This window comes from Serratia sp. BNK-4 (genome assembly GCF_048685115.1).
Lineage (GTDB): Bacteria > Pseudomonadota > Gammaproteobacteria > Enterobacterales > Enterobacteriaceae > Serratia > Serratia bockelmannii.
The window spans coordinates 3457877-3479094 of record NZ_JBLQTM010000001.1; the positions used below are offsets into that span (position 1 = coordinate 3457877).

The following is a 21218-nucleotide window of genomic DNA, read 5'->3' on the forward strand; positions in this document are numbered from 1 at the left end:
ATACGCCGGGGCCGCTTACTCGATGGCGCTGAGCAGCGCCTGATGGTGCTGATGCACCCAGCTCTTGTTGAACGGCCCCCAGCTTTCCAACTGATAGAAACCGTCGTTGTTGCGCACGCCCTGCTGCACGAACTGCAGCTCGACGCCCATGCCGGGCAGCGCCTTCAGCACATCCTGCAACGTGCGGCGCGGCCAACCGGTCAGCGCCATCAACCGCGGCACATTGGGCCGCTCACTGTGGCTGATCAGCCAGCATAAATAAAGCCGACGGGCAAATACCGGGTTAATTCCCATGCCAAGCTCCTGCTGTAAGGTGAGTCCAGTTTTTACTTTCGGTTGCCTGCGGCGAAGACATGCGCAAGGCCTTTGATAGTAATAAAAATGTCTTAATAGCGTACAATTATCGGCGTCGGTGCATCCACGCCGTTTTCCGCTACCGTTATTTACACTATCTCCTTTTTTTCTCCACGCTTTCCTCGACTATCCCGAGTAAAGTGCAATAGCGCCGGAATCCTTCCCTGCCGCTGAAATGCATATTTCCGATGCGTTTTAAAGATAGAACAAGTCATAACGAGGTTCGCGCTGCATGGCCAATTTTTTTATTGATCGCCCGATTTTCGCCTGGGTGCTGGCAATTATTCTTTGCCTGACCGGGGCATTGGCGATTTTTTCTTTACCGGTAGAACAATACCCGAATCTGGCGCCGCCGAACGTGCGCATTAGCGCAACTTACCCAGGTGCTTCGGCGCAAACGCTGGAAAACACCGTCACGCAGATCATTGAACAGAATATGACCGGCCTCGACAACATGATGTATATGTCGTCGCAGAGCACCAATACCGGCCAGGCAACCGTCACGCTGACGTTCGAAGCCGGCACCGATCCCAACGAAGCGATGCAGCAGGTGCAAAACCAGCTGCAGGCGGCGATCAAACGTTTGCCGCAGGCGGTGCAGAATCAGGGGGTCACGGTGTCGAAATCCGGCGACACCACGCTGATGATGGTGGCGTTCGTCTCCACCGACAACAGCATGGACAAGCAGGACATCGCCGATTACATCGTCTCCAACCTGCAGGATCCGCTCAGCCGCATCAACGGCGTCGGCAGCATGGACGTGTACGGCTCGCAATACGCCATGCGTATCTGGCTCGATCCCAACAAGCTCAACAGTTACCAGCTCACGACCCAGGACGTGGTCAAGGCCATTCAATCGCAGAACGCCCAGGTGGCGGTCGGCCAGTTGGGCGGCACGCCATCGGTCGATAAACAGGCGTTGAACGCCACCATCAACGCCCAGTCGCAGCTCCAGACGCCAGAACAATTCCGCCAGATCACCCTGCGGGTCAATCAGGACGGATCGCTGGTGACGCTGGGCAACGTCGCCACCGTCGAACTGGGCGGCGAGAACTACAACTACCTCAGCCGCTACAACGGGATGCAGGCCGCGGGCATGAACATCAAGCTGGCCTCCGGCGCCAACGAACTGCAGACCGACCAGTTGGTGAAGGACAAGATCGCCGAACTGTCGCAGTACTTCCCGCGCGGGCTGGAGGCCAAAGTGGCCTATGAAACCACCCCGTTCGTCAAAGCCTCGATCAAGGACGTGGTGAAAACGCTGCTGGAAGCCATCCTGCTGGTGTTCCTGGTGATGTACCTGTTCCTGCAGAATTTCCGCGCCACGCTGATCCCCACCATCGCCGTGCCGGTGGTGCTAATGGGCACCTTCGCCATCCTGTCCGCCTGCGGCTTCAGCATCAACACCCTCACCATGTTCGCCATGGTGTTGGCGATCGGCCTGCTGGTGGACGACGCCATCGTGGTGGTGGAAAACGTCGAACGCGTGATGAGCGAAGAAGGCCTGCCGCCGCGTGAAGCCACGCGCAAATCCATGGGGCAAATCCAGAGCGCGCTGGTCGGCATCGCCCTGGTGCTGTCGGCGGTGTTCGTACCGATGGCGTTCTTCGGCGGCACCACTGGCGCCATCTATCGACAGTTCTCCATCACCATCGTCTCCGCCATGGTGCTGTCGGTGCTGGTGGCGATGATCCTGACCCCTGCCCTGTGCGCCACGCTGCTCAAACCGATCGCCAAGGGCCACCACCACGGTAAGCGCGGCTTCTTCGGCTGGTTCAACCGCATGTTCAACCGCAACACCGAACGCTATGAGCGCGGCGTGGGGCGCATCCTGCACGCCAGCGGCCGCTACATGGTGATTTATCTGCTGTTGCTCGGCGGCATGGCGTTGCTGTTCATCAAGCTGCCGACCTCCTTCCTGCCGCAGGAAGACCGTGGCATCTTCACCGTACAGGTGCAGCTGCCGGCAGGCTCGACCCTGCAACAAACGTCCAAAGTGGTGGAAAAGGTCGAGCGGTACTTCCTCACCGAAGAGAAACAGGATGTGTTGTCGGTGTTCGCCATCATCGGCTCCGGGCCGGGGGGAACGGCCAAAACGTGGCGCGTCTGTTCATTCGGCTAAAAGACTGGGATCTGCGCACCTCGGGCGCCAACAGCTCGTTCGACATCATCGATCGCGCCACCCTGGCGTTCAACAAGATTAACGAAGCGCGGGTGATCGCCAGCAGCCCGCCGGCTATCACCGGCCTCGGCAACTCTTCCGGCTTCGATATGGAGTTGGAAGACCACGCCGGCCTCGGCCACGCCAAGCTGATGGCAGCGCGCGATCAGCTGCTACAGCTGGCCGGGCAAAACCCGCTGCTGTCGCGCGTGCGCCACAACGGCCTGGACGACAGCCCGCAGTTGCAAATCGATACCGATCAACGCAAGGCTCAGGCACTGGGCGTGTCTATCGACGACATCAACAATACCCTCTCCACCGCCTGGGGCTCGACCTACGTCAACGACTTCGTCGACCGCGGCCGGGTGAAAAAAGTCTACGTGCAGGCCGCAGCGCCGTTCCGCATGCTGCCGGATGACATCAACAAATGGTATGTACGCAACAGCGCGGGCAGCATGGTGCCGTTCTCGGCCTTCGCCAGCTCGCACTGGGAGTACGGTTCGCCGCGGCTGGAGCGCTATAACGGCAGCTCGGCGCTGGAGATCGTCGGCGAAGCGGCCAACGGCGTCAGCACCGGCACCGCGATGGCGGAAATGGAAAAACTGGTCAGCCAACTGCCGACCGGCTTCGGGCTGGAATGGACGGCGATGTCCTATCAGGAACGGCTGTCCGGCTCGCAGGCGCCGGCGCTGTACGCCATCTCGCTGCTGGTAGTGTTCCTGTGCCTGGCGGCGCTGTACGAGAGCTGGTCGATACCGTTCTCTGTGATGCTGGTGGTGCCACTGGGGGTGATCGGCGCGGTCGCCGCCACCTGGCTGCGCGGTCTGGAGAACGACGTCTATTTCCAGGTTGGCCTGTTGACCATTATTGGGCTGTCGGCGAAAAACGCCATTCTTATCGTCGAGTTCGCTAATGAGCTGAACCATAAAGGCCAAGATCTGATGTCGGCGACGCTCGACGCGTCCCGCATGCGTCTGCGGCCGATCCTGATGACCTCGCTGGCGTTCATCTTCGGCGTGCTGCCGATGGCCACCAGCAGCGGCGCCGGTTCCGGTAGCCAGCATGCGGTCGGCACCGGGGTGATGGGCGGCATGATCTCCGCCACCCTGCTGGCGATTTTCTTCGTGCCGCTGTTCTTCGTGCTGGTGCGGCGCCGTTTCCCGGGTAAAGCGCATCCGGCAACCACGCCGACCACTGAGGAGTAACAGGCAGCGCATAAAAAAGCAGCGTCGGGTAACCGATGCTGCTTTTTTTCGAACGATAATCTCGTTCCCAAGGTGTTTCAGTGACGTTCCAATGACTCAACCTTGCCATCTGCTTCAACGCTGTGTCAGTTGCCCAACATCTCATCAATGAAGTCTTTCCAGTTTCCTAATTCACGATCAACCATAATACTTTACAACCTCAATTATTTGACGAAGCGGATTCTACGCTTGTTTTTTGACCATGTGAAGGGAGACGGGAACGATGCCGGGCCCGGAAATCGGGCTTAGCGCACATTTTCGTATTTATCTGATCAATGTGCAGTACAGCTATTCCCTTGTGATATCAATTTCTCCACGGTAGCGTGTAAAAGGTATAAAAATACGCCAAGGGAGCGCCGATCATGTCCACTTCTTTGTCTCTCTCGCAGTTGAAAACGCAGGGCCGCTATCAGGAAGCGACTGCGCTGGCGTTACGGCAACTGGCGGCCGAGCCGGAAGCGGCGATGTTACACTTTCAGCTGGCCTGCCTGTATGACGTTCAGGGCCTGGAGCAACAGGCCATTCCCTGCTACCTCGCGGCATTGGCTCGCGATTTGCCGCCCGCCCAGCGCCGTGAAGCCTGGCTGGGCCTCGGCAGCACTTACCGCGCCCTGGGGAAATACCCGGCTTCGCTGCGCGCTTTCGACGATGGCCTGACCGAATTCCCGCAGGCCAACGAACTAATGCTGTTTCGCGCCATGACGCTGTACAACCTGGGTGAAAATAAACGCGCCGTGGCCGATCTGTTGTTGTTGCTGGCGGACACCTCGTCAGACCCCGGTATCCGCGGCTATCAGCGCGCCATTCGGCACTATGCCGCCGATCTCAATCATATTGATTAGAGGAAAACCATGGAAATCATCACCGATATGAGCCGCCGCGCCATCGACTGGCAGCGGCTGTGTGAATTGCTGCAGGCCGCCGGGCTGGGCGAACGCGATCCGCATACGCTGCAACGCGTTTACCAACACAGCCAGTTTTGCTATTGGGGGTTTATCGGCGATGAGCTGATCGCCACCGCACATGCCATCAGCGATTTGACCTCGGTTGCCTACCTGGCCGACGTGGCGATCGATCCGCGCTTTCAGGGACAGGGGTTGGGGCGCAGGTTGATGGACCGGGTGATGCAAGATCTGGCGCCGCTCGGCAAGATTTTCATCTATTCGGTGCCGGAAAAACTGGCCTTCTATAAAAAGTACGGCTTTCACGATTTGACCACCGGCATGGTGTTCGCTGAGGGCGCCGCCCTGCGGCGTTTGCAACAGGGAGGCTACGTACGTTAATCGCGCATTACAAGGTTTTGCTCATAAAGATACGGCAGGTCCCCGGCGGCAGGCACGCCACCTCCCCCATACGCTGCCAGCCATGTCGTTGATAAAAGTCCGGCGCCTGAAAGCTGATGGTGTACAACACGGCGGAAAGGCAACCGCGCCGGCGGCCTTCCTGCTCGAAACGGCGCAACAATTCGCTGCCCAGCCCCGCCCCGCGCAACGCTTCCGGCAGATAAAAGAGATCGAGAAACAGCAGCCCTAATGATGAGCGCCCGGTAATCCCCCCGAGAACCTCCCCACTATCGGGATCTTTTACCACCACGGCCAACGGCAGACGATCGCCGTAGCCGATATGTTGATCATTAAAACGGTCCAACCCCTCCGCGATACAGGACGTTATTTCCTGCGTTACCCGATCGGAAATTTCGATATGACATTCTTTCACGCCAGCTCTCCGTATCAATCATCCACGTTCGCACTCTGCTCACAGCTTAAAACATCGCATTTTCTTTGTTTAGAATTATCTTTGTCTCAATTTCCACGTTAATTTTCGCATGACTTCAGCGCCGACTTTACTGTCGATCCAAGTAAAGCTTCTCATCGTGATAAAACCAAGAAAAATCTTAGTTTTTAACTCGTTAAACGCAATCTTCCGTCATTTAATGATCGTCAAAAACGATCGTTTTGATAATTTTGATAGCCAATATCTATGTTAATTCCTTTCAATTACCGAGGTATTAATAGAAGATGTCTATTCTATTAGCCTTACCTTGCTTAAAAATTCAGTTGAAAAAAAGATTTACTCTTTATAAATCATGCTAGTATATAACCTTCCCTTCAAAGCTCGCGCCCAGATAACGCTCATTCGTTTGCGGTGCAAGATAAGTTCAACATGAAATTATTTAGATTATTTCTTTTTTTATGTTTTAAGATATCAATCCTCACCGGGAAATAGAAAGTAAAGGACTATAATAAAATGGAAATTGATATTTTCAGCGAGTGTGCCTATACCACCGTCGGCATTCGACAACTCATTAACCAAACATGGGCGGAAAAACGCGCGCCGGCCGGCTTTAGCCGTAAAAGGGTCTGCTTTATCGATGTCACTATCGCCAATTTTGAAGCACGTTACCGCGATGAATATGCCAACCCCAATACCTACAAAATAATCATTATCACCGACTGCCTGCATGAGGTGGTGATTGTCGACAATAAGACCATTATATTATCAAACCTTATATCATTGAGCCGCTTCAGCCACCTGATCGGTGACTTATATAAGCGTTACAGTCACTATACCGAACCGCCGCAACTCTCCCAGCGCGAGTCCCTTTTCCTTTCGGAGTGGTCGACGGGAAAATCGCTGGCCGATATCAGCAATGCCATGAATATCAGAAATAAAACCGCCAATCATTACAAGTCGCGAATAATGAAAAAGCTCGGCGCCAGCAGGATAAAACCGCTGTTGCATATTACCCGCGTACGGTGTTTGACCGATCGTTTAAACATAAGAATCAATAAAGAGTAGTGACCGCCCCCCAGCTCCGCATTGGCGGCTGAATGCGTTCGCCGGCGTCTTTTAAAAGCACCGCTGGCGAAGGTCGCCGTTTCATCGCTTTGCCAACCTCTCTCTCCCTGGCGCCCAATCGTCTCTCGCGCGCATCGTTGTCTGGATCTCGCCGCCGCTTTACTGGCATTATCTCTGCTATCGCCGGGCGGCGAGAAGGCCTAAGACCGCGCCCGCCGCTCAGTATCGACTCGACGAGACAGGTAGCTTTACGCCATGGCAAATAAACCGCAACAGACAACGCTGACGATGTACGGCATCAAAAACTGCGACACCATCAAAAAAGCCCGCCGCTGGCTGGAAGATCAGGGCATAGCCTATCATTTTCACGACTACCGCGCCGACGGCCTGACCGAACAGCAACTGCGCGGTTTCGTCGCGCAGCTGGGTTGGGAGCCGCTGCTCAATACCCGCGGTACCACCTGGCGCAAGCTGGATGAAGCGCAGCGCAACGCCTGTGATAATGCCGACGCCGCCATCGCGCTGATGTTGGCGCAGCCGGCAATCATTAAACGTCCGCTGCTGGACGACGGCAACGGCCACGCCCTGCTCGGTTTTAACGCCGACACTTACCAACAATTTATCACCGAGGTTGCCGTATGACTTGCCCGGTTATCGAACTGGCCCAGCAGTTGATCAAACGCCCTTCCCTCAGCCCGAATGACGAAGGCTGCCAGCAGCTGATGATCGATCGCCTGCAGGCGATCGGCTTCACCGTCGAAGCAATGGACTTCGAAGATACCCAAAACTTCTGGGCCTGGCGCGGTGAAGGGCAAACCCTGGCGTTTGCCGGGCACACCGACGTGGTGCCGACCGGTGATGAAAAACGCTGGGACAACCCGCCGTTTGAACCGGCAATCCGTGACGGCATGCTCTATGGCCGCGGCGCGGCGGACATGAAAGGCTCATTGGCCGCGATGGTGGTGGCCGCGGAACGCTTTGTCGCCGCCAACCCGAATCACCGGGGTCGTCTGGCATTCCTGATCACTTCGGATGAAGAAGCCAGCGCCACTCACGGCACGGTTAAAGTGGTCGAAGCGCTGATGGCGCGCAACGAGCGGCTGGATTACTGCCTGGTCGGCGAGCCGTCCAGCACCGAGCGCGTCGGCGACGTGGTGAAAAACGGCCGTCGTGGCTCCATCACCGCCAACCTGCATATCCACGGCGTACAGGGGCACGTTGCCTATCCGCATCTGGCGGACAATCCGGTGCACCGCGCCATGCCGGCACTGAATGAACTGGTGGCGATCGAATGGGATCGCGGCAACGAGTTCTTCCCGCCGACCAGTATGCAGATCGCCAACGTGCAGGCCGGCACCGGCAGCAACAACGTGATCCCGGGCGATCTCTACGTGCAGTTCAACTTCCGTTTCAGCACCGAACTGACCGACGCGATGATCAAGCAGCGCGTGGAAGAGCTGCTGGAACGCCATCAGTTGAATTACAGCATCGAATGGCGGCTGTCCGGTCAACCGTTCCTCACCTCGCGCGGCGCGCTGGTGGATGCAGTGGTCAACGCGGTCGAGCACTATTCTGAATTGACGCCGCAGTTGCTGACCACCGGCGGCACCTCCGACGGCCGCTTCATCGCGCAGATGGGCGCGCAGGTGGTGGAACTGGGGCCGGTCAACGCCACCATCCACAAGGTCAACGAATGTGTCAACGCCGCGGATCTGCAGCTGCTGAGCCGCATGTATCAACGCATCATGGAGCAATTGGTCGCATGATCAACGCAGAGATGCTCACCGGCCGCTCAACCGAACACCTGGCGCCGCTGAGCGGGAACCACCGCCTGCAGCCGCAGGCGGTCAACGCCTTCCTGGCGATGCAGCAGGCGGCGCATGAGGCGGGATTCGATCTCCAGCCCGCCAGCACCTTCCGCGATTTCGACCGCCAGTTGGCGATTTGGAATGGCAAATTCTGCGGCCAGCGGCCAGTATTAGATAAGGACAGCCGCCCGATCGACGTCGCGACGCTATCGGCCGCCGAGCGCTGTGAGGCGATCCTGCGCTGGTCGGCCCTGCCGGGCGCCAGCCGCCATCACTGGGGCAGCGATCTGGACGTGTACGATCCGTCGCTGTTGCCGGAAGGGCAAAAGCTGCAGCTGGAGCCGTGGGAATATGAGGAAGGCGGTTACTTTGCGCCGCTCAACCAGTGGCTGACCGCGCATATGGCCGAATTCGGTTTCTACCGCCCCTTTACCGAAGACTGCGGCGGCGTGGCGGTGGAGCCGTGGCATCTGAGCTACCGGCCGCTGGCACAAGAGGCCGAACATTTGCTGACCCCGGCGCTGTTGCTGGCGGCCTGGCATGATAAGGAGGTCGCCGGTGCCGAATGGCTCGAACGCCATCTGCCCTCGATTTTTTCGCGTTTTATACGCAGTGAAGGAAAGGAGTAGCTATGCAATGGTTAGCTGATTACTGGTGGATTATCCTGCTGGTTCTGGTGGGGATGGTCGTCAGCGGCATCAAGGAACTGCGCCGCGTCGACGTTAAAAGCTATTTGGCCAACAAGCCGGAGATACCGCCGCACCGCGACAACAATGCCCAGTGGGATGACGAAGACGACTGGCCGAAAAAGAAATGACATCAGGGCGCTCATCGGCGCCCTGAATTTTTAGCGGAAGGCGATCAGCTCGCCGCGCTTGCCGGACAAGGCTTCGTCCCAGTAGCGCTGCGGCACATAGTAATGCAACCTTTCCAGCGCGGCGTTCATCATGCCCTGGTTGATCGCATGCCCAACGTCCTGTTCCACGTCCAGCGTGAAATCGGCGCCGTTGGTCCGCAACGCCTCCGCCGCCGCGTGAGCGTGCTGCACCGCGATCACCGCGTCCTCTTCGCCGTGGATCAAATGTACCACGCTGTCGCCGAACGCCTGCTCAGGCAACTGGGCGAAACGCCCGCTGAACGCGACCACTCGCCCGGCGAGGCGGGTTTCCGCCTTCAACGCCTCCAGCGCCATGATCGCTCCCTGCGAGAACCCCACCAGGGCAGTGCCGGCATAGCCAACGCCGCTCAGCTGCTGCCAATGGCGCACCACGGCCACAAACTGCGGCATTACGTCTGCGATGCGGGCCACGCGGTTCTCTTCGGTCACGTCCTGCACCGAAAACCACTGGCGCCCGGCGCCGTTGCCGAACGCTTCGGGGCCACCGATGCTCACCACCTGTGCCTGAGGAAAGTCTTTGGCGAAGTAGCTGCCGATCTCCCCCATCGCCACCGGGTTGTCGCCGACACCGTGAAACAGCAAGATCAGCTGCGCCGCCGGGGTCGCCGGGGTTTGGACAACGAAATGCTCATGTTTCATCGATGACTCCTTAATAGTAACCAAACCTGGTGCGGCGACAGTCGCCGCCGCACCGCTGACAGTGACTATACGCCGTTGAGAAATCGGGAAAATCGGGTTTTATTGAGCGAGTTATTCAATTTATTGCAACGACTGCGCCCAGTCGCGCCAGTAACGGCAGTGCTGCGCATTCAACTGTTCCAGCGCCTGCGCCGTTTCGTGCCGCCAGTGCCGCAGCAAGGCTTTCTGGCCACTTACGCCCGCCTGCTCCGCGCAGGCCGCCGGGGATTGCCGCCGTTGCAGATGGCCGCGCAGCGCGGGCAGCGGCAAATTGCTGGCCAACAGCAAACGCTGCAATGCCCCCAGGCTGGCCTCCAGCGGCCGATGGGCGAAAGCGAATCCGGCCAGCTCGCGCCAGTCCTCTTCGCCAAGCGGCGTGTCGCCGTCGTCGCCCGGGATCGCCAGCGCGAGTTCAATACGCTGCCGCAGCCAGGGCCAGTCGCGCGCCAGATGCTTGTGCGCCGCGTGCCGCAGCGCCTCTCCTTGCTCGCTCAGGGGCAAGATAGCCATCGCGGTATAGCAGCCGCTGCTGGCCTCCGGCTTGCTGCCGATGCGCACCAGCTCGAAACCGCAGGATTGCCAAAAGCGCCACAGCGGCTCGGTATAGCCGAAGCTGACCGACAGGAAGTCCAGACCCTGAGCCTGGCAGCGTTGCCGCTCGACCAGCTGACGCGCGATACCCTGCCGCCGCAACGCAGGCAGCGTCGCGATGCGGGTAATGCGCCGTGACCGCAGCATCGGCGCCCACCACTGGCCGCCATGCGCCGCCAGCGACTGCGCCACCAGGTTGCCGCGCGGTCGGCGGCGGCCGGCCCACACGTCGTGCGCCAACTCGGCGCTCAAGCCGCCTTCGTCCACCAGCCACACGGCGCCCACCACTTCCTGTTCGGCCTGCGCCAGCCCGAAATGCATACCGGGCGCATCCATCAACCTGCGCAAATCCAGCGGCGAGGTGCGGTAATGCGCGCTGCTCAGCAGAGCATAGAAACGCGCCAGCCGCTGCGGATCGGCGCACAGTTCACGCTGCTCCGCCTGGCTGTAATCGATCGCCTGGCCGTCCGCCGGCCAGGCGGGCAGCTCGTTGAACAACAGCGCATTGTCCGTTATCCGTTCCAACGCGTCCCCCTGTGCCCAACGCATCGGCTGTTGCAGGCTCAGCGCCTGATAGGACGGCAGCCCGGCGCAAAACTTCAGCAGAAAACCGCGGCCGGTGCCTTCATAGCCCTGCACCGTGGTGGTCAACAGCACGCGAGGAAAATAACCGATCAACTGCTGCAACAGTGGCGCGGGGATCGCCGCCGCCTCATCCACCAGCAGCCACCCCACGGCGCTGACGTCACCCTCACGACACTGCGCCAGCAAGGCATCGGGCGCCCAAAACTGCGCGCGCCCCTGCGCCCATTCCCCGGCCACCTCAGTGGCGGCGCGGCTCGGCCCGGTGATCCAGCAGGTCAGCGGCGACTGCGCCACCAGCATACCCGCCAACGTCGATTTGCCGCGGCCACGGGCGGCGGTCAGCACCCACACGCCGGACTCGGCCTGCAGCAGCGCCGTCAAGATCGCCTGTTGTTCCTCGGTCGGGCGGCCATCCGGCGGCTGCCACCCTTCACGCGCCGGCAGCGCGGCCAGCGTCAGGGGCTCTCCCTGCCGCCAGATCGTCACTTCGCTGTCATCGGCCAGATGCTGCTGCAGATGATGAATGAAATGCGGCGTGGTGATCGGCTGCGGACAATCGCTCCAGCGCAGGCTGTCGCCGTCCGGCTGCTGAGGCCATTGTCGCCAGGGGGGCGTCAACAGCAGCAGCCAGCTGCCGGCGCGCAAGGCGCCACTCAACGCCGCCAGCGCCTCTACGTCCAGCGAGTGACCGGCGTCGAACACCGCGTGCAGCCGCTCCTGCCCCAGCAATTGGCGCATCGCGCCGCTTGCTAAAGCCACCTCGCCGGGCGGCGGATTTTCCCCGACCCACGGCCAGTCGCCTGGCAACGTAGCCGCCAGCCGCTGCGCCTGTTCGCGGCACCAGTCAGGTTCACCGCTGAGCACCAGCAGGCGTCGGATGCCCTGCCGCCGCATAAGTTGTTGCGCTGCCTGTAACATAACGCTGTGTCTCAATCCGAAAAAAATGCCGGAGTCAGGCTCCGGCACTTGAGGCGTTAACGGGATGCAAAGGTGTTGCAGGTATTGGGATCGCCGCTGTCGAAGCCCTGTTTAAACCAGGTATAGCGCTGCTGCGAGGTGCCGTGAGTGAAGCTGTCCGGCACAACGCGGCCCTGGCTCTGCTGCTGCAACCGATCGTCGCCAATCGCCTGCGCAGCGTTCAGCGCCGCCTGCAGGTCGCCCTCTTCCAGCATCTGCTGCTTCTCAGCGTATTTGCCCCACACGCCGGCAAAGCAGTCCGCCTGCAGCTCCATTTTCACCGACAGGCGGTTTACTTCCGCCTGGCTGGCGCCCTGCTGCATCTGGCGGACCTTCGGCTCGATGCCCAACAGGTTCTGCACGTGGTGGCCGACTTCGTGCGCCACCACATAGGCCTGGGCGAAATCACCGCCGGCACCCAGCTTGGTTTTCATATCCTGGTAGAAAGACAAATCGATATACACCGTTCTGTCACCCGGGCAGTAGAACGGCCCCATAGCCGCCTGACCGGTGCCGCAGCTGGTGCGCGTCACGCCGCGATACATCACCAGCTTCGGCGGTTGATAGGTTTTGCCCATGCGCTGGAAAATCTCTTTCCAGTTATCCTCGGTTGAGGCCAGCACCACCGAGGTAAATTTGGCCAATTCATCGTCTTTCGGGCTGATGTTGGCGCTCTGCTGTTGACCCTGCGGTGCGACGTTACCGCCGTTCAATAGCGGCGACAGATCGATACCGTAATAGCCGGCCACCAGCACCACCACCAGAATGACAATGCCGCCCTTGCCGCGCGGCACACGGAAGCCGCCGCCACCACCGCCCAAACCTGAAGATTGCCCGCGACGATCCTCAACATTGTCACTTTCCCGACGCCCTTGCCAACGCATAAATACACTCCAGATATTTCCCCTGCTCGTTGAAGTTGCACCGCGATCGTAAGCGCAAAGGCAGCTTCAAGCCTGAGTGGGATAGGTTTTAGTCATCTCGCATCCATCATTATAAATGGTCTGCCGCGGAGGAAATGTAGAAATTTTCTGGAAAAACGCAGAATAGCGGGACGATCCGGCCGGATCGCCCCGAATGGCGGTGCCAACGCTTAGTCGAGCTTCACGCCGATGCGGCGCGCCACTTCTTCGTAGGCTTCGATCAGGCCGCCCAGGCTTTGACGGAAACGGTCTTTGTCCATCTTGTCCAGGGTGTTTTTGTCCCACAGGCGGCTGCCGTCCGGCGAAAACTCATCGCCCAGCACCACTTCGCCGTTGAACAGGCCGAACTCCAGCTTGAAGTCGACCAGGATCAGGCCGGCGTCATCGAACAGCTGGGTCAAGACCTCGTTGGCGCGGTAGCTCAGCTCACGCATGCGCGCCAGATGTTCCTTGCTCACCCAGCCGAAGGTTTCGCAGTAGGATTCGTTCACCATCGGATCGTGCATGGCGTCGTTTTTCAGGAACAGATCGAACAGCGGCGGGTTCAGCACCAGACCTTCTTCGATGCCCAGACGCTTCACCAGCGAACCGGCGGCGCGGTTGCGGATCACGCATTCCACCGGCACCATGTCCAGCTTCTTCACCAGCACTTCGTTGTCGGACAGCAGACGCTCCATCTGGGTCGGGATGCCGGCTTCTTCCAGTTTGCTCATGATGAAATGGTTGAACTTGTTGTTCACCATGCCTTTGCGATCGAACTGCTCAATGCGCTGACCATCCAGTGCTGACGTATCGTTGCGGAACTCCAACACCAACAGATCGGGATTCTCGGTGGTGTAAACGGTTTTTGCCTTTCCGCGATACAGCTCAGCTAGCTTTTGCATCTTACTTACTCCAGTGATGTATCCCCGTTGTCTCCCGAGCGCGGCCCGAAATTAGGGGGTATAGAATTGACCTAATGAATTCTTTGGCGTGCCGGACACTATTGTGCCAAACCTGCGACGCAAACGATACCGTATAGACAAAACAAAAAGGGGCCGAGGCCCCTTTTTGATTAGTTAACGCTGGTTTTACTGAAGGCAGACTGGAATGCCGCCACCAGTGCATCGTTTTTCGACTGGGTGAGCGGTTTGCCTTTCGGATCGATGAATTGCAGGCTGGTGCGGTTGTTGAGATCGCCGACCTGCAGCTTGTAATCCCCTTCCGCCAGTTCAGGATCCTTAACGCCCAACGCATCCCAATCGCTGCTGCTCAGGGACTTGTAGGTCACGGCGACGGTGCCCTGCGGACGGCTGCGGTCACCCACTTTCATCCCCAGTTTTTCGAGCGCCGGCGGCAGGCGATCCCACACAACGGTGTACGGGCCACGCACGACCAGCATCGGCAGGCCGGTGTCATCGGCGCCGCTCTGCACGTCCAGTGTGCCGAAGCGGCTGGCGGTCTGGCTGCTCGCCAGGTTGTCCTGCTTGTCCAGGCCTTCGATCAGGGTGTTGATCATCATGCCGTTGTAGCGCTGAATCTCAGATTGGTCGGTCACCTGCTCGCTCTTGCCCTGCTGCTGCAGGCCAACGCTTTTCACCACCAGCGCCTGCTGGTAGCCCTGCTGCTGCACGCTGATCTGATAACGGCCTTCGTACTGGTTGTCTTCGTCCAGACGGTTCCACTTCACCCAGTCGGTGGTCAGGGTCTGACCGGCGTCCTGGCGGGAAGCGATCGCGATGTTCTTCGCCTGCAGCAGGCTGACGACGCGCGACCACAGGTTCTGGTTCTGCGGGCTGTTTTCCAGCAGCAGCGTGCCGCTGTCGCCGGCGTATTGCGCACGTGAACCGCTCAGCAGCGCCAACGGCTGCACCGGCGGACGAATGTCCAGCTGCTTGCCGACGTTGCCTTGCAGCTTCGTGGCGGGAACGTCATAGTTGCCGCTCTGCACCGGCAGGATCATGCCGGACGGCGCGTTCAGCGCCTTGAGCGGAGCCGCGTCGAGGTAGGCCTCGTCGCCGCTGACCTGGCGCTTGTAGCGCTGATCGCTGCTGCAGGCTGCCAGCATCATCACCAAAGAGATGCCCACTACTTTTGCTACCGTCGACTTTTGCAATGAATAAGCCATCAAATTTCCCTTAGAGTTACAGCAAACCGACGCTTTTCAGCGCGCGCTCCACCACCGGGCGGGCGGTTTCACTCAACGGCGTCATCGGCAGACGCAGCGTATCGGTTGCCATCAATCCCAACGCCTTACAGGCCCACTTCACCGGAATTGGGTTTGCTTCTACAAATAGATCCTGATGCAACGGCATCAAGCGCTGATTTAAGCGGCGCGCTTCGGCAAACTTGCCCTGCGCCGCCAGCGCGCAAAGTTCCGCCATCTCGCGCGCGGCCACGTTGGCCGTCACGGAAATCACCCCTTTGCCGCCCAGTTGCATGAAGTCCAGCCCGCTGGCGTCGTCGCCGCTCAGCAAAATGAAATCTTCATCGTCAACCAGCACTTGGATCTGACTAACGCGACTTAAGTTCCCCGTCGCTTCTTTTACAGCAACAATATTCTTGATTTTCGCCAGCCGAGCGATGGTCGGCGGCAGCATGTCGCAACCGGTGCGCGAAGGCACGTTGTACAGGATCTGCGGCAGCTCGGTGCTCTCGGCGATCGCCTTGAAGTGCTGATACAGCCCTTCCTGCGTCGGCTTATTGTAGTACGGCGTCACCGTCAGACACCCCACCACGCCGGTGTTGGCGAAGCGGGTGGTGAGCGCGATGGCTTCGGCGGTAGCGTTGGCGCCAGTGCCGGCGATCACCGGGATGCGGCCGTCGGCCAGCTCCAGCGTCTGCAGCACCACGTCAACGTGCTCGTCATGGGCAAGCGTTGCGGACTCGCCGGTGGTCCCTACGGAAACGATCGCCGCGGTGCCACTGGCTACATGATAATCGATCAATTTTTTCAGGCTCGCGCGATCGACAGCACCTTTGTCGTCCATCGGCGTAACCAGTGCAACAATACTTCCCGTAAACATTGGCCGTCCCCTCCACAAACAAGTCACTCATGGTACTTTTGCTGCCTATCCAAAAGCAAGCGCACAACCGCGTTGTAAGCGCTTGGCAGGCGGTTTTTTTTATGTTTACCATGGTAACCCCAATAAGCACGACAGGAAGCGCTATTTTGCCTCAGTCAGACGAACACTATCTCGTGATTACCGCGCTCGGCGTCGACCGCCCCGGAATCGTCAATACCATCACCCGCCACGTCAGCAGTTGCGGATGCAATATCGAAGATAGCCGTCTGGCCATGCTGGGGGAGGAGTTCACGTTCATCATGCTGCTGTCCGGCAGCTGGAACGCCATCACCCTGATCGAATCCACCCTGCCGCAAAAAGGCGCGGAGCTGGATCTGCTGATCGTGATGAAGCGCACAAACTCGCACGAAAGGCCGCCGATGCCGGCCACGGTATGGGTGCAGGTGGAAGTCAAGGACTCGCCGCATATCATCGAACGCTTTACCGATTTGTTCGACTCCAGCCAGATGAATATCGCCGAGCTGGTCTCGCGCACGCAGCCGGCGGACGGCGACCTGCCACCGCAGCTGTATATCCAAATCACCGCCCACAGCTCCGGCGATCGGGATGCCTCAAATATTGAGCAAGCCTTCCATCGCCTATGTACAGAATTGAACGCGCAAGGCAGTATTAGCGTGGTGAACTATCCACAGCATGATGAGAAAGATGGAGAGTAGTGATGAGCCCATTGAAAGCCGGTGACACAGCGCCGAAATTTAGTTTGCCTGACCAGGACGGTGAGGAAATTAATTTGGCCGACTTCCAGGGACAGCGAGTATTGGTCTATTTCTATCCGAAGGCGATGACGCCGGGCTGCACCGTGCAAGCCTGCGGCCTGCGGGACAACATGGACGAATTGAAAAAGGTCGGCGTCGAAGTGCTGGGCATCAGCACCGACAAACCGGAAAAACTGTCGCGCTTCGCCGAAAAGGAGCTGCTCAACTTCACGCTGTTGTCTGATGAAGATCATCAGGTATCGCAACAGTTTGGCGTGTGGGGCGAGAAAACCTTCATGGGCAAGACCTACGACGGTATTCACCGCATCAGCTTCCTGATCGACGCCAACGGCAAGATTGAAAAAGTGTTTGATGATTTCAAAACCACCAATCACCACGACATCGTTCTGAGCTACCTGCAGCAGTAATTCTCACGAAGCGCAGCGGCCTGCTGCGCTTCGTTTCTTCCCTGTCAGCCGGCCTTGTCTTCCACCTCGACCCGCAGTTCATCGGGCCAGGCGTGAATCACCGCCTTCACCAGCGTCGCCAGCGGTATGGCGAAAAACACGCCCCAAAAGCCCCACATCCCGCCGAACACGATCACCGCCAGGATAATCACTAGCGGATGCAGGTTGACCGCTTCGGAGAACAAAATGGGCACCAACAGGTTGCCGTCCAACCCCTGTACCACCAGATAGGCGACGATCAGCGTCCAGAAATCGGCGCCGACGCCCCACTGGAACAGCGCCACCACCACCACCGGTATGGTGACCAGCACCGCGCCGATGTAGGGGATCAGCACCGAAAAGCCCACCAGCACCGCCAGCAGCAGCGAGTAGCGCATGTCCAGCACGGCGAACACCAGGTAGGTCGCCACACCGACAATCACCATCTCCAGCACCTTGCCGCGGATATAGTTGGTGATCTGCTGATTCATTTCGTTCCAGACCTGCCCCGCCAGGCCGCGATTGCGCGGCAGCACGCGGCGCACCGCGTTCAACAGTTGATCTTTGTCCTTCAGCAGGAAGAACATCATCATCGGCACCAGGATCAGGTAGATAGCCAACGTCAGCAGGCCGACCAGCGACGCCAGCGAGAATTTCACCACCGATTCGCCCATGCCGGACAGCCGGCTGCGCAGGTTTTCCGCCATCATGTCGATGATGCCGGCATCCACCAGCGCTGGATAACGCTTCGGCAGCGTCGCGGCGAAGTTATAGAACTGGTTGAGCATGCCCGGCAGATCGCTCATCAGATTGATGCCCTGCTGCCAAGCGGTCGGCGCGACGACAAACACCAGCAGCATGGCAACGCCCGCGAACACCAACAGCATGATGCTCGCCGCCCAGGTGCGCGAACAGCCGATGCGCTGCAGGCGCGCGGTCGGCCACTCCAGCAGGTACGCCAGCACGATGGCGACCAGCAACGGGGTCAGAATGCCGTGCAGAAAATAGAGAATGAGGAACCCGGCGACCAGGATCACCAGCAGCGCGATAGCCTGCGGATCGGTGAAGCGGCGGCGGTACCACTGTAATAACATCTCCAGCATCAGAGCGGGCTCCTCGAGATTTGGCGGGCGGGCATGGCGATTCCTGTGATGGGCCTGATTAAAGCATAGATAGAACGGGCGCACGCGAGGTGTGCAAAGCACTCAGAGTACTCAAAGTTCACCATACATCAACAGCGATTTGGCTGATTTTATCGCGCGGGCAGGCGATCGGCGCAAAAATCCGCAGACGCGGCGACAGGTTCGGTGAGCGGCCCCGAACGGGGCCGCGGAAGATTACAGCGAGGTACCGATAGAAAGGGGCGAACCGACTGCCAATGCGAACAACAACACACAGCCAATCGCGATCGCCGCCGCCAGATCATTTTTCATAGTCCCGTCCCCTGATACTTAAACTGGTTATCGTCACGAACTCTGTCGGTTCTTGCGTTGCGGCCTTTTCTGATGCACGTCATTAAAAACCCCCGCCGCAGCGGGGGAGAAAACGTTCTGGTGCATCAAGTGTTACAAGGAGGCCATGAGGGATTGCTAACCCTAAATGACTATTTCAAGCTAGGATTATTCTCAGAGCATGGCAAGCGATCGCGTCGAGGTTATCCGCACTTTGAGATAAACCTCATAAAAAAATCCCGCACGGCAGCGGGATGAAGGGATGATAACGTCATGAATTTTTTATGCGGACAATGAGGCGGTATTGTCGTCATTTGGCGACAATACCGCGCCGGCACGGTGGTCACAAGGGAAATTTGACCACGGTGAGGAAATCAGAATTTCGCCAATGCCCGCGGTCGTGCGCCAGTCAGCATCAACGAAAAAATGGGATTTTCATCAGACAGCCGTCGGGAAAAAACCGGTAGCATGGCCGATATCATCCCAAACGCCGTAGGGGGAAAGATGAACAGCAAACCGTGTGAATTTGATGAAGCCATCTGTCTGGCGATCGGGCGTGGCGTTTGCGAAGTCGTGAAGATAGGGGATGAAATCAGCGTCTTCTCCCTGTTGGAAGCGATCGAGAGCTTCATCGAACGGCAAGCGCTCAGCGAAAGCGAAATCGCGGCGGCGGACGACGCGCTGGATTTGATCACCGGTTTGGTCCGCCGCCAGTGCTGACACCCGTTACGAGGCGCAGCCGATGAGCCGTTGCTCTACCGTGACGCCGGGCATCATTTGCCGTAAACCGGCAATCAATTCGTCGCCCGCCTCGTGCAGCGCCGCCAACGGCATCGCCGGCAGGCTCTCCAGGATGAACCACATCCGCTCGGCCTCGGCGCTCAACCGGGTTCTGACCCCCTGGCGCCAGTTCCAGCGGCGGCAGGTCACGCCGCGATCGTCGCACCAAACAACTTCGCCCACCTCCGGCGATTCATGGATCACCGCCCCCTCCTTGACGGTATCGAACAGTTCGCTGCCATCCGCGACGATCAGCCGCGGCTCGCCGACATAGGCCGCGATATTCTCGCCCCCCACCGGCACCGCATAACGGATGCTGACGGCGTTATAGAGATCGACGACCGGATCGATGCTGGGCATCGTGCCGTCGCGCAGCGCGCGCTTGCGCAGGGCGTCGGCGGAACAGGGCGTACGCTTGGGTTTGGCGCCAAACTGCATGAAAACCTCGCGCCAGGCCGTGAGATGCGCCTCTGCCCAGGGTGCGTCTTCCTCGCCGAGGGCGCGACAGGCTTGCGCCAACGCTAACGCCCCCACGTCCGGATGGGCTATGGGAGCCGCAACCGCGGTAATGCTCAACGCCCGGAAACCGGGTGCCAGCGCAGCGACGGCCGGATCGATTGACGGATCGACTAAAATCATCAAATAATCCTATATTGACCATTTTATTGCATAATATTGACCGATGAACAAAAAAGTCAACAGACCGACCGAGTTTGGCGCCGACGTGCAAACCGTCAGCGAAGCGGTGTCACATCGCATCAAGCAACAGAGAAAAAGCCAAAAGCTATCGCTGGACGAACTGTCGCGCCGGGCGGGCGTCAGCAAGGGCATGCTGGTGGAGATCGAGAAAGGCGCCGCCAATCCCAGCATCGCCATCCTGTGCAAGCTCGCGGCGGCGCTGGGTCTCTCGGTGGCGGACATCGTCAACGTCACCCGCGCGCCCGCCGCCTACCTGATTGAAAGCCAAGATATTCCCACGCTGTGGCATGGCGATAGCGGCGGTTCGGCCCGTTTGCTGGCGGGCACCCAAGGCCCGAACATGATAGAACTGTGGCGGTGGGAAATGGCGCCCGGGGAATCCTATGCATCGGGCGGCCACCCGACGGGCACGTTTGAGCTGCTGCACGTTGAGCAAGGCGTCTTAAGCCTTGCCGTCGAACAAACCAAGCTCAGAATTGCGCCGGGCTGTTCGGCGGTCGCCAGAACGGACGGCCCGCACCGGTACGCCAACGAGGGCGAAGACACGCTGATTTTCACCATGACGGTCGCCGAACTGCACGCCTGAACGGCGGCCCTGACCTGAACGCTTTCACAGGAGAAGAATCATCATGACAACCCCTGCCGCACTTGTCTGGCAGCGTGCGGACTATCTCGTCAGCACCGATCCCGCCCTGCTTGATCTCGATGCCATCCACGCTTTTCTGACCCGTTCGTCATGGGCGGAGGGAATCGATAAAGAAACCGTTCGCCAGTCCCTCACCCACAGCCTGTGCTTCGGTTTGTATCACGAGGCCAGGCAGATCGGTTTCGCCCGGCTGGTCACCGATTACGCCACTTTCGGCTATCTGTGCGACGTGTACGTGTTGGAGACGCATCAAAAAAGCGGGCTGGGCCTGTGGCTGGCGGAATGCTGCCAGGCCCATCCGCTGATGGCGAAGCTGAGGCGAATCATGCTGGTCACCAGCACCGCCCCCTGGCTCTATGAGAAAGTGGGCTATTCGGCCATCAACCACCCCGACTTTGTCTGGCAGATCGCCCGGCCGGACATCTATCGACGGTAATG

At 59.1% G+C, this 21218-nt stretch carries 23 protein-coding genes and 1 pseudogene; 13 read left to right on the forward strand and 11 right to left on the reverse strand.

Annotated features, from left to right (window positions below):
• Positions 1 to 15: 15 nt before the first annotated feature.
• The gene (locus ACMGGW_RS16590; protein WP_004941750.1) at positions 16 to 294 is read right to left on the reverse strand and encodes a winged helix-turn-helix domain-containing protein; all 279 of its coding nucleotides are present in this window, start codon (positions 292 to 294) and stop codon (positions 16 to 18) included.
• Between the two features lie 292 nt (positions 295 to 586).
• Here ACMGGW_RS16590 and acrD point away from each other — a divergent pair.
• Positions 587 to 3720, forward strand: a pseudogene (gene acrD / locus ACMGGW_RS16595) (multidrug efflux RND transporter permease AcrD).
• A 125-nt stretch (positions 3721 to 3845) separates the two neighbouring features.
• Here acrD and ypfM read toward each other — a convergent pair.
• A complete protein-coding gene (ypfM, locus tag ACMGGW_RS16600) occupies positions 3846 to 3905 on the reverse strand; it encodes a protein YpfM (RefSeq protein ID WP_100396732.1) in 60 nt (19 codons plus the stop codon).
• A 216-nt stretch (positions 3906 to 4121) separates the two neighbouring features.
• On the opposite strand from ypfM, the gene ACMGGW_RS16605 reads away from it, so the two are divergent.
• The gene (locus tag ACMGGW_RS16605; protein WP_049204814.1) at positions 4122 to 4601 is read left to right on the forward strand and encodes a tetratricopeptide repeat protein; all 480 of its coding nucleotides are present in this window, start codon (positions 4122 to 4124) and stop codon (positions 4599 to 4601) included.
• A 9-nt stretch (positions 4602 to 4610) separates the two neighbouring features.
• A complete protein-coding gene (locus ACMGGW_RS16610) occupies positions 4611 to 5042 on the forward strand; it encodes a GNAT family N-acetyltransferase (RefSeq protein WP_025303819.1) in 432 nt (143 codons plus the stop codon).
• A 7-nt stretch (positions 5043 to 5049) separates the two neighbouring features.
• Here ACMGGW_RS16610 and ACMGGW_RS16615 read toward each other — a convergent pair whose 3' ends face one another.
• Positions 5050 to 5475 carry a GNAT family N-acetyltransferase gene (locus tag ACMGGW_RS16615; RefSeq protein ID WP_025303820.1) on the reverse strand — a complete coding sequence of 142 codons (426 nt, stop codon included), beginning with the start codon at positions 5473 to 5475 and terminating at the stop codon, positions 5050 to 5052.
• A gap of 531 nt (positions 5476 to 6006) precedes the next feature.
• Here ACMGGW_RS16615 and ACMGGW_RS16620 point away from each other — a divergent pair.
• The 5 genes from ACMGGW_RS16620 to ACMGGW_RS16640 all read left to right on the forward strand — a co-directional run bounded on the left by ACMGGW_RS16620 (position 6007) and on the right by ACMGGW_RS16640 (position 9183).
• The gene (locus ACMGGW_RS16620; protein ID WP_089181196.1) at positions 6007 to 6558 is read left to right on the forward strand and encodes a LuxR C-terminal-related transcriptional regulator; all 552 of its coding nucleotides are present in this window, start codon (positions 6007 to 6009) and stop codon (positions 6556 to 6558) included.
• Between the two features lie 255 nt (positions 6559 to 6813).
• The gene (locus tag ACMGGW_RS16625; protein WP_025303822.1) at positions 6814 to 7200 is read left to right on the forward strand and encodes an ArsC family reductase; all 387 of its coding nucleotides are present in this window, start codon (positions 6814 to 6816) and stop codon (positions 7198 to 7200) included.
• Positions 7197 to 8324, forward strand: a complete 1128-nt coding sequence (gene dapE / locus ACMGGW_RS16630; RefSeq protein ID WP_025303823.1) for a succinyl-diaminopimelate desuccinylase — start codon at positions 7197 to 7199, stop codon at positions 8322 to 8324. Before ACMGGW_RS16625 ends, dapE begins: the two co-directional genes overlap by 4 nt.
• On the forward strand, positions 8321 to 8995 hold the full coding sequence (locus ACMGGW_RS16635; protein ID WP_025303824.1) for a M15 family metallopeptidase: 675 nt from the start codon (positions 8321 to 8323) through the stop codon (positions 8993 to 8995). Before dapE ends, ACMGGW_RS16635 begins: the two co-directional genes overlap by 4 nt.
• 2 nt (positions 8996 to 8997) lie before the next feature.
• Positions 8998 to 9183 carry a YpfN family protein gene (locus tag ACMGGW_RS16640; RefSeq protein WP_004941720.1) on the forward strand — a complete coding sequence of 62 codons (186 nt, stop codon included), beginning with the start codon at positions 8998 to 9000 and terminating at the stop codon, positions 9181 to 9183.
• A gap of 30 nt (positions 9184 to 9213) precedes the next feature.
• Here ACMGGW_RS16640 and ypfH read toward each other — a convergent pair whose 3' ends face one another.
• The 6 genes from ypfH to dapA all read right to left on the reverse strand — a co-directional run bounded on the left by ypfH (position 9214) and on the right by dapA (position 16003).
• Complete coding sequence (gene ypfH, locus ACMGGW_RS16645) at positions 9214 to 9903, reverse strand: esterase (protein ID WP_197832443.1); 690 nt, start codon at positions 9901 to 9903, stop codon at positions 9214 to 9216.
• Positions 9904 to 10023: 120 nt separating this feature from the next.
• Positions 10024 to 12036 (reverse strand): tRNA(Met) cytidine acetyltransferase TmcA, encoded by a 2013-nt coding sequence (locus ACMGGW_RS16650; RefSeq protein ID WP_197832442.1) that lies wholly within the window; start codon positions 12034 to 12036, stop codon positions 10024 to 10026.
• A 56-nt stretch (positions 12037 to 12092) separates the two neighbouring features.
• On the reverse strand, positions 12093 to 12959 hold the full coding sequence (locus tag ACMGGW_RS16655; RefSeq protein ID WP_043140420.1) for a neutral zinc metallopeptidase: 867 nt from the start codon (positions 12957 to 12959) through the stop codon (positions 12093 to 12095).
• A 209-nt stretch (positions 12960 to 13168) separates the two neighbouring features.
• On the reverse strand, positions 13169 to 13882 hold the full coding sequence (purC, locus tag ACMGGW_RS16660) for a phosphoribosylaminoimidazolesuccinocarboxamide synthase (RefSeq protein ID WP_019453889.1): 714 nt from the start codon (positions 13880 to 13882) through the stop codon (positions 13169 to 13171).
• Between the two features lie 170 nt (positions 13883 to 14052).
• Positions 14053 to 15105, reverse strand: coding sequence for an outer membrane protein assembly factor BamC (bamC, locus tag ACMGGW_RS16665; protein ID WP_197832441.1), 1053 nt, complete (start codon positions 15103 to 15105; stop codon positions 14053 to 14055).
• Between the two features lie 16 nt (positions 15106 to 15121).
• Positions 15122 to 16003, reverse strand: a complete 882-nt coding sequence (gene dapA / locus ACMGGW_RS16670; protein ID WP_033644005.1) for a 4-hydroxy-tetrahydrodipicolinate synthase — start codon at positions 16001 to 16003, stop codon at positions 15122 to 15124.
• Between the two features lie 110 nt (positions 16004 to 16113).
• Between dapA and ACMGGW_RS16675 the strand changes: the two genes are divergently transcribed.
• Positions 16114 to 16719 (forward strand): glycine cleavage system transcriptional repressor, encoded by a 606-nt coding sequence (locus ACMGGW_RS16675; protein WP_394948107.1) that lies wholly within the window; start codon positions 16114 to 16116, stop codon positions 16717 to 16719.
• 2 nt (positions 16720 to 16721) lie between these two features.
• Positions 16722 to 17186 carry a thioredoxin-dependent thiol peroxidase gene (gene bcp, locus ACMGGW_RS16680; RefSeq protein WP_025303830.1) on the forward strand — a complete coding sequence of 155 codons (465 nt, stop codon included), beginning with the start codon at positions 16722 to 16724 and terminating at the stop codon, positions 17184 to 17186.
• A gap of 44 nt (positions 17187 to 17230) precedes the next feature.
• On the opposite strand, the gene ACMGGW_RS16685 is transcribed toward bcp, so the two are convergent.
• A complete protein-coding gene (locus ACMGGW_RS16685; protein WP_025303831.1) occupies positions 17231 to 18307 on the reverse strand; it encodes an AI-2E family transporter in 1077 nt (358 codons plus the stop codon).
• Between the two features lie 852 nt (positions 18308 to 19159).
• Here ACMGGW_RS16685 and ACMGGW_RS16690 point away from each other — a divergent pair.
• The gene (locus ACMGGW_RS16690) at positions 19160 to 19375 is read left to right on the forward strand and encodes a hypothetical protein (protein ID WP_025303832.1); all 216 of its coding nucleotides are present in this window, start codon (positions 19160 to 19162) and stop codon (positions 19373 to 19375) included.
• Between the two features lie 6 nt (positions 19376 to 19381).
• Here ACMGGW_RS16690 and ACMGGW_RS16695 read toward each other — a convergent pair whose 3' ends face one another.
• Positions 19382 to 20074, reverse strand: a complete 693-nt coding sequence (locus tag ACMGGW_RS16695) for a B3/4 domain-containing protein (protein WP_025303833.1) — start codon at positions 20072 to 20074, stop codon at positions 19382 to 19384.
• Between the two features lie 43 nt (positions 20075 to 20117).
• On the opposite strand from ACMGGW_RS16695, the gene ACMGGW_RS16700 reads away from it, so the two are divergent.
• The gene (locus tag ACMGGW_RS16700) at positions 20118 to 20720 is read left to right on the forward strand and encodes a helix-turn-helix domain-containing protein (RefSeq protein ID WP_043140438.1); all 603 of its coding nucleotides are present in this window, start codon (positions 20118 to 20120) and stop codon (positions 20718 to 20720) included.
• A gap of 43 nt (positions 20721 to 20763) precedes the next feature.
• On the forward strand, positions 20764 to 21216 hold the full coding sequence (locus ACMGGW_RS16705) for a GNAT family N-acetyltransferase (RefSeq protein ID WP_060448084.1): 453 nt from the start codon (positions 20764 to 20766) through the stop codon (positions 21214 to 21216).
• Positions 21217 to 21218: the final 2 nt, after the last annotated feature.